The organism is Vibrio tubiashii (assembly GCF_028551255.1).
Lineage (GTDB): Bacteria > Pseudomonadota > Gammaproteobacteria > Enterobacterales > Vibrionaceae > Vibrio > Vibrio tubiashii_B.
On record NZ_CP117030.1, the window covers coordinates 1,239,996 to 1,252,889 of the forward strand.

General features: G+C 45.2%; 13 protein-coding genes. 3 read left to right on the forward strand and 10 right to left on the reverse strand.

What is annotated here, in order from left to right; all coding sequences use genetic code 11:
- Nucleotides 1–32: 32 nt before the first annotated feature.
- Nucleotides 33–2,156, reverse strand: coding sequence for a sensor domain-containing diguanylate cyclase (locus tag LYZ37_RS21080; RefSeq protein ID WP_272787483.1), 2,124 nt, complete (start codon nucleotides 2,154–2,156; stop codon nucleotides 33–35).
- A gap of 277 nt (nucleotides 2,157–2,433) precedes the next feature.
- Here LYZ37_RS21080 and LYZ37_RS21085 point away from each other — a divergent pair, with 277 nt between their 5' ends.
- Nucleotides 2,434–2,910, forward strand: coding sequence for a L,D-transpeptidase family protein (locus LYZ37_RS21085; RefSeq protein WP_272787484.1), 477 nt, complete (start codon nucleotides 2,434–2,436; stop codon nucleotides 2,908–2,910).
- A gap of 8 nt (nucleotides 2,911–2,918) precedes the next feature.
- On the opposite strand, the gene yddG is transcribed toward LYZ37_RS21085, so the two are convergent.
- The 6 genes from yddG to LYZ37_RS21115 all read right to left on the reverse strand — a co-directional run bounded on the left by yddG (nucleotide 2,919) and on the right by LYZ37_RS21115 (nucleotide 7,493).
- The gene (gene yddG, locus LYZ37_RS21090) at nucleotides 2,919–3,821 is read right to left on the reverse strand and encodes an aromatic amino acid DMT transporter YddG (protein ID WP_272787485.1); all 903 of its coding nucleotides are present in this window, start codon (nucleotides 3,819–3,821) and stop codon (nucleotides 2,919–2,921) included.
- 60 nt (nucleotides 3,822–3,881) lie between these two features.
- On the reverse strand, nucleotides 3,882–4,280 hold the full coding sequence (locus LYZ37_RS21095) for an OsmC family protein (protein WP_069668372.1): 399 nt from the start codon (nucleotides 4,278–4,280) through the stop codon (nucleotides 3,882–3,884).
- A gap of 10 nt (nucleotides 4,281–4,290) precedes the next feature.
- Nucleotides 4,291–5,292: a Gfo/Idh/MocA family protein gene (locus LYZ37_RS21100; protein ID WP_272787486.1), complete on the reverse strand. Its 1,002-nt coding sequence runs from the start codon at nucleotides 5,290–5,292 to the stop codon at nucleotides 4,291–4,293.
- A gap of 103 nt (nucleotides 5,293–5,395) precedes the next feature.
- Entirely contained in the window at nucleotides 5,396–6,010 is a 615-nt protein-coding gene (locus LYZ37_RS21105; RefSeq protein ID WP_272787487.1) for a LysE family translocator, read from the reverse strand.
- Between the two features lie 104 nt (nucleotides 6,011–6,114).
- Nucleotides 6,115–7,035, reverse strand: a complete 921-nt coding sequence (locus LYZ37_RS21110; protein ID WP_272788399.1) for a LysR family transcriptional regulator — start codon at nucleotides 7,033–7,035, stop codon at nucleotides 6,115–6,117.
- A gap of 11 nt (nucleotides 7,036–7,046) precedes the next feature.
- Nucleotides 7,047–7,493 carry an Lrp/AsnC family transcriptional regulator gene (locus LYZ37_RS21115; protein WP_272787488.1) on the reverse strand — a complete coding sequence of 149 codons (447 nt, stop codon included), beginning with the start codon at nucleotides 7,491–7,493 and terminating at the stop codon, nucleotides 7,047–7,049.
- A gap of 204 nt (nucleotides 7,494–7,697) precedes the next feature.
- On the opposite strand from LYZ37_RS21115, the gene yjeH reads away from it, so the two are divergent.
- Nucleotides 7,698–8,957, forward strand: coding sequence for an L-methionine/branched-chain amino acid transporter (yjeH, locus tag LYZ37_RS21120; RefSeq protein WP_272787489.1), 1,260 nt, complete (start codon nucleotides 7,698–7,700; stop codon nucleotides 8,955–8,957).
- Between the two features lie 2 nt (nucleotides 8,958–8,959).
- Here yjeH and LYZ37_RS21125 read toward each other — a convergent pair whose 3' ends face one another.
- From LYZ37_RS21125 to pdxR, 3 genes are all read right to left on the reverse strand, one after another.
- The gene (locus LYZ37_RS21125; RefSeq protein ID WP_272787490.1) at nucleotides 8,960–9,706 is read right to left on the reverse strand and encodes a substrate-binding periplasmic protein; all 747 of its coding nucleotides are present in this window, start codon (nucleotides 9,704–9,706) and stop codon (nucleotides 8,960–8,962) included.
- A 195-nt stretch (nucleotides 9,707–9,901) separates the two neighbouring features.
- Entirely contained in the window at nucleotides 9,902–10,660 is a 759-nt protein-coding gene (locus tag LYZ37_RS21130; protein ID WP_272787491.1) for a class II glutamine amidotransferase, read from the reverse strand.
- A 41-nt stretch (nucleotides 10,661–10,701) separates the two neighbouring features.
- Nucleotides 10,702–12,126 (reverse strand): MocR-like pyridoxine biosynthesis transcription factor PdxR, encoded by a 1,425-nt coding sequence (gene pdxR, locus LYZ37_RS21135; RefSeq protein WP_272787492.1) that lies wholly within the window; start codon nucleotides 12,124–12,126, stop codon nucleotides 10,702–10,704.
- Nucleotides 12,127–12,221: 95 nt separating this feature from the next.
- On the opposite strand from pdxR, the gene LYZ37_RS21140 reads away from it, so the two are divergent.
- Entirely contained in the window at nucleotides 12,222–12,887 is a 666-nt protein-coding gene (locus LYZ37_RS21140; protein WP_272787493.1) for a pyridoxamine 5'-phosphate oxidase family protein, read from the forward strand.
- Nucleotides 12,888–12,894: the final 7 nt, after the last annotated feature.

Genomic DNA, 12,894 nt, shown 5'->3' on the forward strand with positions numbered 1-12,894 from the left:
GTGTGGTTTAATTTATTACGAGCATTGAGAGGTTAGCTGATGCTTTCAAGTGTGGAGACTGATCCAGCAACCTGATTACGTCCTTTATTTTTCGCTTCATAGAGTGACTTGTCGGCAGAGTGGTAAAGTTTATCGAAGCTAAACTCACTTTGATTAAGCTCCATGACCGAGTAACCGATAGAGACTGTGAGTGACCTGTGTACCGTACTTTGTTCATGGGCGATGTTTTCTTGCTCAATTCTATCGCGAATACTTTCTGACAGGCAGTGAACTTTTTCCGGCTCATGGCTGGAAACTAAAAGCGCAAACTCCTCCCCACCAATACGGCAGAACACTTCTCGCTCCGATTGAGCGTAACTTTGCAAGATACTACCTATACGCATCAAAGCAATATCGCCCTGCATATGACCATACTGATTATTGTACAGGCCAAAGTGGTCAATATCGACAAGGATCAAGCCGTAGTAATTGGGTTTATCACAGCATTCAAAACAGATCTCTTCTAGCAACGATTCCAACATTCGACGGTTGCCCAGTCGCGTCAGCGGGTCAAGCTTAGCCATCCTTTCTAGCTGCTCATTGGCTTTCTGTAACTCTCTAGTTCGCGCTTTTACCTCTCGCTCAAGGTTGTCATTAAGCTCGTGGATTGCCTCTTGCGCTCGCGTTCGCAGCAGTACTTCAGTTAAGTTGGAAGAGAACATGCGAATCACTTCCCGCAACTGATGGGTCAAAGGAGAACGTTTGATCAGGTTGTCAGCCGCGATAAAAGCGATAGGCTCACCGCTGTTATTGACTAGCATTGTCATCGCAGTCCAGCCGAAACCAACAATATGAAAATCGTGATAAATCGGCACTGATTCTTCAAATACCACTTCATTTGGATTGGTCTGAGCCGCTTTGACAATTGAGCGATCTACCGTTTCAGAGCGGTAGTAAGATTCATCCACCACATTACCGCGAATGTCTGTCCCCCAAGTGCCTTGCATGTGAGTGCAATCTTTGTCTGTGAGAAACACAGCAAAGCGATCGATCCCTAGACGATTAATGGCGAACGTCACCGCAGATTTACAGACTTCACTCACCGTCATGCAACGGGAGAGCTCAACCATGCTGGCATGCAGCATACGTACGTTTTGCTCTTGACGTTTGCGAATGTAAATCTGTGATAGTAACGAACCAAACGACTCTAGCATTTGGCGTTGATAGGAAGTGATAGGAGTACGGTTGATGTAGTTGTCCATCGCAATCCAGCCAATAGTTTCATCACCATCACGCAAGATCAGCATTCCATTCCAACCTTGCCCCACGACACTTCCCGCCGTATATAAAGGCGCTTCCTCAACGATGACTAGATTCTCTTTACCCTCAAGCAAGGCATCGATGTAAGTCTCCTCTAGCTGATGGAGATCATACTGGGTATGATGCTCACTGACGGTTTTGCCTTCTTCATCAGTCCCATAAGTGCCGCTAAAGCAACGCTTTTTGATGTCGAGCAACATGAAAACAGCTCGGTCAAATCCTAGTTTGTCACGAATCACTTCTACCGCTAATCGATACAACTCATCTAAATTGGCTGGATTAGAAATCTCTACCGCCACTTCTTGTACTAGCTTCATATTGTCGATAAACAACTCTCGCTGCTTAATCACATCTAGATACTTAGCTTCTTTGATATCCCTTTGCTTAAACTCTTTGGCGGCTTCAGTCTCTGCACGCACACATTGCCAACGGGATGCGATGACTTGCAAAGCATCTAGATGAAGGGTTTGGTTGAGTTCATTAAGCCGCTCAACTTTTAAACCTTCAATGATGAGATAAGTGCGCATTTCTGGATGGTTATCGAGCATAAATACATAGCTGTCTTTACCCATTATCTCGGTGTATTCCCACTGGCAAGTGTTCATGGCTAAAGGAATTAAGCCATCGGAAGTATCAAACTGAGACACCCATGCCCAGAATGTTTCTGGATAGGAGGTGGTGGAATTAGGCACACCACGCTTAAACAGGAACTTCTGCTCAGAATCCTTGATTAGCTCGGCAAAAATACCAATGTTGTCGGGCTCAACCAACTCATCCAAATATTGAAATAAGGAGTTGGCCAGAAACCGTTGATTTCTAGCCGACAAAATATCTTTGAGAAGCACTCGTGGAAGCATAACCCTAGCCCGAATATATTATTATTGCTATACGGTTAAAACGTATCAGTTAGGGTTACGCAATCAATTATATTTGCAGGCGGTTGTTAAGTGACTCGCAATTAGCACCAACCAAGTTATCCAACTATGATACCTACTGCATTTTGTATGATCTTGTTTCCATAAATTTCATTTCTGTTACAGCCCAACTTTCAGCTAATAGTTTGAAATGATGAGGTGCCAAGCCTCTACGATGTGATTTACACTAGTAAAAGATGAAAGGAAAAGGACGATTCGTTTGGCAAAATGGCTTTACATACTGGGCGTTAGCCTGTGCTTCCCATCATTTGCTGAGGTTGACTTAGTTAAGGTCGATAAGTCGAAAAGACGCATGTACTTGATCGATAATAACCAAGTCGTTAAGGAGTTTCGCATTGCTCTTGGTAAGCGTCCTAAGGGACACAAAATCCATGAAGGTGATCAACGCACACCTGAAGGCCGCTACTACCTAGATTTCATCATTGAAGACTCCGAATTTCACCGCTCAATTCATATCAGCTATCCAAATGCGAAAGACATCGCCTATGCGAGCTCTTTGAGCTTAGATCCGGGTGGAAACATTAAGATTCATGGATTAAAGAACGGAGAAACTCGTCCAGCCAAGTATGTGCAAAGCTTTGACTGGACAGATGGGTGCATTGCGATTAGCAATCAAGAAATGGACGAGCTGCTGAAACTGGTCACCCCTGGCACACCCATAGAGATTTCTTGGTAAAGCTAAGCCTACTCGGCTCGCTGAGCTTTTTCTCTGGTCACCCACCAGCACATCAGAGATCCGACAGTAACCATCACCACACCTTGTAGGAAACTCTGGGTCAGTACTAGTCCAAGAATAAAAGACGAAATCACCGTTGAAAGAACTGGTGTGAAATAGGAGAGCGTCGCAAGCAACACCATATTTCCACCAATAATGGCGTAATTCCAAAGAGCATAACCACTCCCCATGGCAATTCCCGAAATCAGCAGCAACCCACCTGATTCAAGATTAAGCGTCATTCCCGTTTCACTACTTAGCGCATACTTAATCCAGAGTGTTATCGCCGTCATAATGAAGAACAGCGTAATGGCATTCTGCCCATTCGAAATGCGCTTGGTTAAATTACAGTAGATTGCCCATAAAAACGCGCCAACAAAGGCCATGGTATAGGTTGCTGGGTTAGTCGCCACATTCGCTGCAATTTGGGCCATTGAAAGACCTTGCTCTCCAGTTATGCTCCAAGCAACCCCAAAAAAAGCCAGAGCAATACTTGGGTACACCCAAACACTGGTTTTCTTACCACTTGTTATCACCGCCAGTAGAACGGTCAACGCAGGCCATAAATAGTTAATCACCAACATTTCAATGGCTTGTTGGCGCGAGTTAGCCATTGCCAGTGCTAACGCAAGACAAATCTCATAGGCAACAAACAATCCGCCACCAACCAGCACATAACGCAACGAGTAGTTACGTACTTTTGGTACGCCCATCACCATAATGAGAAATAGCGACGCGACCGTATAGATCGATGCAGCCCCACCAATTGGGCCTAGCATTTCAGTCACCGCTCTAGCAAAGCCCATCACACTACTCCAAAGAAGAATAGCGACAACGCCTGCGATGGTGAATTTATGAGAACTGTTGATCATTTTGAATTTCTCAAACAAAAAAGCCGAGCTTAGCGCTCGGCTTAAGCAACAAAACGGGAATTAGATAATTTCCCAACTGTGCGTCATTTCAATGCCTTTACCTAGCATTAGACACACAGAACAATATTTCTCTAAAGAGTCAGCAGCAACCTTTGCCACCACTTCTGGAGAAAGGTTGTCACCCGACACTTCAAAATGAATATTTACTTGTGTGAAAATGCGTGGGGCTGTTTCACGACGCTCTGTGGTCAGTTTTGCGTTACAGGCAGTCACTGCTTGACCCGCTTCTTTTAGGCCATCGACAACATCTACTGAACTACAGCCACCCGCTGCCATCAAAACCATTTCCATCGGGCTAGGAGCAGTAGCACCGCCATTGCCATCCATCACGATAGAATGCCCTGACTGCGATTGTCCTAGAAACTTGAATTCTTCAATCCACTTTACTTCCGCTTGCATCTGACTCTCTCTATTTCTTTTTCGCAAAGTTCTTTTTGTCTGTCGGAAATACCACGCCCGTTTGACGTCGGATTTCCTCTAGCAGTTTGGCTACAATTAACGAACGTTGAGTGCAGCTTGAATTCATTGATTGTTGCTTGAATTGGGAAGCAAATTCAAGTGCTTCGTAATACATTGGGTTGAGCTCTTGTTTAACGCTAAGATCAATACCGATATCACTACCACGAGTAAACTTAGTCAGCTTCTTCGCGGTTGATATCATTTCTATCAACAGTGCCCCTTCTTCCCCTTGAATCTCACTTGGCAAATAAGAATCACTCGTTTTCGAGTGCTGAAGCACCACTTCAAAACCGTCGTATTCGAGAACAACGCTACCACTACCATCAACACCAGAGTCCAGAAGCTGAGCGGTAGCTTTAACGAATTTCGGCTCGCCAAACAGCTCAACCGCAGAACTTAAACAGTAAAAACCAATATCCATAATTGAGCCATTAGCAAATTCTGGATTAAACGTATTAGGGTTTTCTCCCGCCAAGTACTTTGGATAGCGCGAAGAGTATTGGCAGTAAGTGATTAAGCCTTTGCGGATCTGACCAATCGAAGACAGCTCATCCTTCAAACGTTTGAAGTTAGGAATATGCGCAGACATAAAGGCTTCGAATAACAACACATTGTTCTCTTCAGCCACTTTAAACATCTGCTTAGCCAAAGCGAGATTCGATGCCATTGGCTTTTCGACAATCACATGTTTTCCCGCTTCCATCATTTGTATGGCTTGCGGCCCATGTAAGATATTAGGGCTCGCAATATAAACCGCATCAAATAGCGGCGATGCGGCCAGTAGATCTAAGTCATCAAACAAAGCAGGCGAAGCGTACTTTTCTGCAAATCGCTCTGCACTCTCTAACGAACGCGAGTAAACCGCACTTAGTTGGTATTGACCTGTTTTTAAAGCAGCCTCAACAAATTGGTCGGTAATCCAGTTGGTACCAATGATAGCCAGTCTTATCATTCTTAATTCTCCTTTTACGACACTTTGCCAACATAAATACCCAATCTAGACCCATCACATCGAATGTAAATTTCGAAGCTTTGGACACAGTTAAGCTGGGGAATTAAACCGTCAGGATGACGCGCACAGCAAGCAAAATTAAAACAGCGCCTGACAGTCGGTCTATTAGCAAAGCTTTTGAGCGGATTTTATCAATTAATCGCGGACTGGAAAGCAAAAATGTAATCAGGGTGTACCATAAACCATCTACGACTAGCGGGGTCAAGACAATCAAGCCTTTAGCAGCAACACTATCACCCACAGCAACAAACTGACTAAACAAAGCGATAAAGAAAAGTGCGATCTTTGGGCTAAGTAAAGAGATCAAAAAGCCTTCTTTGGCAGACTGCCATATACTCGTCTGCTCACCAGACTCAAGCCTTGCAGCCACACCGCCTTTAGAGCGCAACGCATTGTAACCAAGATAGGCCAAATAAGCGGCACCAGCATAACTAATGGTTTTAAACAGCAAAGGAGATTGCTGCAGCACTACCGCTAAGCCAATTAAGGTGATAAACGCATAAATACCAATACCGATTGCATGTGCCCAAGCCGTGGCTAAACCATTCAGTCGCCCTCCGGCAAGGCTATGTTTTGCAACCATCGCAAGGCTCGGCCCAGGAGACATCGCACCGAGAATACAAATCGTGAATAGAGACAACCATACCGTGAACGTCATACCAGAATCCTTTAAATCATATGTTTCATTACTAGGGAATAACAGCCACGTTAAAGCATGCAACTAATGAATTGAAATCAAAGTTAATCATGACAATCATGATCTCAAATCATACCAATAGAGTATGGTGAAGTTTGCATCGCATGAAGCACTTTTTCTCGCATCCATTGGTGCGCCTTATCCTGATCGTATTTCGGGTGCCACATTAACCAATAGAGATGAGCTTCAGTGTCAAAAGGCAAAGGTTTGTATACAAGCCGGGCTTCTTTGGCTAAATTTCGCGCAATGTGTTCTGGCACAACCATAAGATAATCACTACTGCGTAATGCATTAACCGCTGCTGAGAAGAACGGCACCTTGAGCGCAATCCGGCGACGAAATCCGAGCTTATTCAGAGCAATATCTGCATTGGAGTCTTTGTCTCCTCCCCCCGTTACTTTCAAATGAGGATAAGAGACTAACTCTTCACAAGACATACTCGTTGCTGCACTAAGAGGATGCGTAGCACTCATCAAACAGACAGACTTGTCTTGCCCTATTTTTACACTACTTAGGCTTTCTGGTTTTTCTGCCAACATGGTTGAAGCCAAGTGAATGCCCGTTGATTCAAACTGGGTTAGAAAGTCGGGCTGCCATAATCGATAGGCAATATTGACTTTAGGCGCTTGCTCGACAACAACGGAAACCACATCAGGTACTATGTATTGAGCGACATAATCACTGGAAGATAGCACAAACTCTTGCTGCCAAATTTGAGGGTCAAATGGCTTATCGGCAAGCAAGGCATCAAACTCGCCAAGTAGCTCGCACAGTTTGTCTTTCATCTCAAGCGCGCGGGGCGTAGGTATTAGTTGGTTCCCATCTCTAACCAATAATGGGTCACTACATATTTCTCGTAGCTGTGATAGCTGCCTGCTCATGGCAGACTGAGTGACATGCAGACGTTCTGCCGCTCGACTAACATGGCACTCTTCGAGCAATACGTGCAAAGAGCGCAACAAATTAAGGTTTAGATTGTTCAGCATCATTTTGAGCGCTATGTGTTTAGCGTATTAAAGAATTCATTTAGCACAGTGTGAGTCATCAAATGACGCAACTCTGGAATCTTTTGCAGTTCGTCCCGAATGGCATTCAGCCGAGTCATTGAATCAACTTCGACGTACAGCATCATGTCAGTTTCTCCGCTAATCGCATGGCACCATTTTACGCCATCAATCTGATAAATCAGATCGGCATAGGTTTCGCAGTACTGAGTCGAGCTCGACATATCAAACTTAAGGGCAAGATACGCTTTGATCAGTTCTTTGTTCTCAGTTTTCGCCACATCAGCATGATAGCCAAGGATCACTTTTTCATGTTCGAGCTTTTGAATTCTCGCCGTTACTGCCGTGCGTGACAGATTCACCTTTCTAGCAATATCACTCACACTCTCCCGAGCGTTACGTTTTAGAATGTCTATGATTTGCCGATCAAATTTGTCCATATTCTACTTCCCAATTACGCCAACTTATCCTGTTGGTTGATTGCAATGTGACACAAAATTACCAGAGATGAAAGCAGTCAAATTGACAGTTCTAAAACCACAAACAGACAATGTGACCGCTATCGGTGACGAATTGACTAATGCATACCTAAGCCGCTTGAGATAACCTTGTTCTAAAACTGAACACGATGCAGGGAGAGCATAATGAGTGAGCTGAAAAAAGAGATAACATTGCTATCTGGCATCGGCCAATTATCGACAACACTGTTAGGGACTGGGCTGTTTATGGTGCCCGCAATTGCCGCAGGTATTGCAGGGCAAGCGTCCCTGTGGGCATGGTTAATCTTATTTATTGCCATTTGCCCTATTGCGCTTACTTTCGCCCAGCTTGGTAAACGTTACCCAAGTGCTGGAGGTACCGCTTACTTTGTCCGTAAGGCATTTAACACTAAGCTTGAGAAAAGCGTCGCATGGCTGTTTCTTAGTGTCGTTCCGGTCGGTGTACCTGCTGCCATTGCGTTAGCGGCTGGATTTTTGCAGCAGCTGATGCCTGAAAGCATCAACTCTCCTCTGTTTGCCCAGTTGCTCACCGTGGCTTTGCTTATTGGCGTGAATCTCGCTGGAGCCAAATCTTCAGGCAGATTACAAACCATCATTGCCTTGTCTATTTTTGCTCTTATCACGGCTTTCTGGTGGAAGGGCGGCTTTAGCTCTCAGGATTTAATCTTACCGCCTATTAGTGGTGATAGCCTCTGGTCTGTCGGGTTAGCATTAGGTGTCATGTTTTGGTGTTTTGTCGGGATAGAAGCGTTCGCCCATATGGGAGAAGAGTTTAAGAACCCTCAAAGAGACTTTCCCATTGCGATTGTCATTGGCTGTTTTATCGCAGGCGCGACTTACTGGATATGTTCAATCATCGTATTAAAGATGGGGGCTTACGGTTCGCCTGTTTTCGATAGCACATCGATTCCTTGGATCTCTGAGAATCTGTTTGGCCCAGAGTTCAAAGCCTTGATCAGTATCGTGGGTTTTGGGGCATGCTTTGCTAGTGTCAATCTCTACACTCAAAGCTTATCTCGCATGGTCTGGGCACAGGCTAAGGAATACAGCCCAAACAGCGCGCTCGCTAGACTATCGATAAAAGGCGTGCCAGCGAATGCGACCTTTGCTGTTGGCGGTGTGGCTCTGGTTTCTTGTGTCGCGGGTGAGTTGTCTGGATTGGACTTGGAGTTCTTCCTCAAGCTCGCTAATGGCATATTTGTTCTGGTCTACCTTCTAGCGATGCTTGCAGCCTACAAGCTACTCACAGGATTGAGTCGATACCTTGCTGCGATTTCCTTGATTCTCTGCTCGGCTGTATTTGTCTGCCTTGGTTGGTCGATGCTCTACGCAGTCACCGTCTTTGCGCTACTTAGCTTGCCATGGAAGAAATCACGCACGGCAAAAGGATCAAATAGCATATGACCCTACTTGTACTTGGCCAGTATTTCTCGTTCTCCACCTTGCTGGCGAAATGCCAACACTTGCTCGGAGAACTCCTTTAGTATCGCCGTGTACTGAGATGTTTTTGAAATACACAGAGCAAAAGGTGCAACTGTTAAAGTCACGGGAAGCTCAGTGATCAAGTTGCGTCGATCATGCTTAGATAAGAGAAATTCAGCCACGATTTTATCAACGGCGACGACGTCTCCTTTTTTCTTAGCGAGCATTTGTAGTGCGATAGAGAGATCAGACTCAATCACTCTAGTGTAAGAGTCTTGGGGGAAATTTTCGTTTCCCCAGCCATTTCCGACATAATCTAGAATCACGAATTCCTTCAAGTCTTCTATGCTAGACACTTGCTCTAGCTTATTCAGATGCGCATGATTTTTGTAGGTAAATAGGTTGATTGGCGCGCTAAATACAGGCTCTTTTGCAACATTGACGTAATTCAGCCGCTCTGGTGTCGGTACTGTGATAAACGCATCAGCCTGACCGTTGAACACCATCCTTTGTGCACGACTCCATGGATAGCCTTCGTGTGACACTTCAAGATTCATCTGTTTTTCCAGCACCTCTCTTGCTATGTCTACCAGTATCCCTTCCATCTCGCCGGCTGCATTGATGTATGAATATGGCGGGAAGGAGTCATAATAGACAATTCTCAGCGTCTCTTTCCCGTAGGAAAAAAAGCTTAGCAAACACAAAGACAAAACCCATAACCTTCGAACCATAAACTGTCTCCCGCCAGACCAAATACCTAACCAACTGTTCTCACTGATTAGCTACCTACTCTTTCAATAGTAGAGCATGAAAATTTGGTCTGCTAACTATTCGCTCAAGGCCGATATGACGAGAGTTCGAGAGACTATTCCATGCTTCTCTCGACTGTAGAATTATTAGGGTAGAAACTGGAAACCGAGAGCAGCTTAAATAGCGTATGATTCCACTTTATCTGAATAGATGTTAAGAATGCTCTGAGGGCTCACTTTTATCCATTCGGGGCTTTTTTCCAACGGCTCTGAAGCCAAGACAATATTCGCACCATCTTGTTTGATAAAAACCGTTGGCGCTTCTTGATCTGAGCTGTAACGCACTGCCCAAAACTGGCTGCCATCCGAAATACAAATCGAGGCTTTTAACGGCTCCTCAATATGCTTGTCAGCCATCAAGTTACAGATCATTGATAAGGTGTTTCTGATCGCTTCGACAGGATTCTGCTTTAAGCCATTTTGTAACATAAGCAGAAAAATAAGTTCGCTGTCTGTCGTACCCATGCGTTTCAGAAACAGCGACTCACATAACTGGCGTTCCAACTCAAACTTAACCTGCTCAAAACCGCCAATCTGACCATTGTGGAGAAACATCCAGTTTTCACTGATAAAGGGATGGCAATTGGACCGTGAGACTTGTGTCCCCGTTGATGATCGAACATGCGCCATAAATCGATGAGAACAAATATGATGAGTGAGTGAGCGAAGGTTTTCATCTCCCCATGCAGGAAGCACTTCGTGAAATTGTCCAGGCGTATCTCGCTCTGTGTACCACCCTAAGCCAAAACCGTCAGCATTCACTCTTGTGACCGCCTTGCGTGCCTCTAAACTCTGATGAACCAATGAGTGTTCCGGTTCATAAACCAACTCATCGAGATAAATTGACTCTCCTTGATAGGCTAACCATCGACACATAAGAATCCTTTCTCCCTCTCATTACACCTTAATCAATAACATCATGAATTGAAGATTTCGGCAAGGATGCGAATATTTGGTTCGATTTCATCTAGAGCAACATTACCAAAGCCCAAGACAGCGCCAGACCAATCACGTTTCACTCCACCATCATGCTGTTCGTAATAAGAAAAGGGGCGAATCACTATGCCACGATCGTTCGCATGTGCTGACCAATCTTGTTCCGCAATATACCCGCGCCACCTCACCGTAACATGCAGCCCTGCCGCTTGGCTGATCACCTCCAAATTCCCTTTGAAGTATCGTTCTATCATCGTCAGCATCATTTGATGTTTCTGTTTGTACAAACGACGCATCTTTCGAATATGACGAACTAGGTCACCTTCGGCAATAAAATCCGCCAGAGCAGCTTGAGTATGGCTCGGTGAGTCTCCACTTAACGCATCTTTTATGCTTAGGGCTTGTTCAACCATAGACTTGGGCAACACCAGATAACCTAAGCGTAGGCCATTGAACATCACTTTACTGAGAGAGCCTACGTAGATGACGTGTTGATCATGCCCGGTTTTAGCTGCTAAGCCTTGCAGACTTGGATAAGGGCGGTGAGCAAACTGAAATTCACTGTCGTAATCATCCTCAATGACCCAGCCGTTACGATTTTTCGCCCATTCAATTAGCCTTAAACGCTGATTGATATCTAAGGTCGTGCCTAGCGGATATTGGTTGCTTGGGGTGACGTAAATCGCCTTGCTGCAACTACTCTCAACTAGGTTCAATTCCAAACCCGATTTAGGGACAACGATCGCGGGACTCCAATCACAACTAAGCAAGTTGAGAACTTTAGCCATCTGCGTATAGCCCGGCTGCTCCATCAAGATGCCCTGTTTATCTTTCGTAGTCAGTAAAGCAGCGATGGTTAGGGCTTGCTGTGCTCCTGACGTAATAACTACCCTATCTGGATCGCAGACCACAGAACGGCTCGTCGCTAAGTAGCTTGCAAGCGCTTCTCGCAAGCTGCCATCACCTTGAATATCTTGCCCGCCGAGTAGGCTCATACGACTAATATGACGAGATAACAATCTTTGCCATTTCTGGGTTGGAAACTCACCAAGATCCGGAACGCCGGGCGAAAAAGCACGACTGTAATCAGCAGGTTTAACTGGGGGGCTTGGCTTAATGGACTGATAAGCCGTTGTCACAAATTGGTCTGGCAGCTCTAGCGCAACAAAGTAGCCAGAGCCAGCTCGGCTCTCCAAATAACCTTCAGCATGCAACTGTTCATACGCATGGATCACCGTATTCCGGCTCAGGTTAAGCTCCTCGGCCAGTTTACGTGTCGAAGGAAGCTTGAGCCCCTTTCCCCATAACTGTCCAACGATTTTATCCCTGACTGCGTTAAACAACGCATCTTGCTTAGTACGACTCTCGTTACTTAATTGAAGATCGCCAATATCGATTAACGCCATAAGTGGATCCATCCATCAAATAGAAGTGGCTCTAAATTTAGTACCAATTTAAAGATACATTTTCTGTAAATCAAATATTTGCAGGAGGCAAAGCAATGTTATCAGCAACCAAAAGAACTGAACTTAAGAAAGGGGCTCATAAAGCCGTTACCGAGCAACAAGCGTTATACGACATTATTGACGAGTCATTAGTGGCACACATCGCCATCTCAGACAGTGAGCAACCCTATGTCATCCCGATGTTGGCATGGCGCGTAGAAGATACCGTCTATATTCACGGAGCAAACAACAGTCGGCTGATGCGCAATTTAAAAGGTGGGGTCAATACTTGTTTAACATTCACCTTGTTCGATGGCTGGGTTTTAGCAAGAAGCGCATTCCATCATAGCGCCCACTATCGAAGTGCGGTTGTACTTGGTCATTTCGCCGCGATAGAAGATAAGCACGAAAAAGACCGAATACTGAATCATTTTGTTGAGCAAATCGCACCCGGAAGAACCAATGACGTCAGGCTCAGCAGCGGACGAGAGCTAAACAGCACCATGTTGCTCGCCATCCCTCTAACCGAAGCGTCGGTAAAAGTCAGCAAAGGAGACGTCAATGATGATCTAGGCGATATGGACCTAACCGCATTTGCTGGCTTCCTACCATATCGAACCGTTGTGGGTCCTTTGAAGGCAATGCCAGATTCCAAGCACAGCCAAACGCCAGACTACAGCCAAGCCTATGGTTCACGCTGGCACGATCAACAAGGCAAGTAACATCATA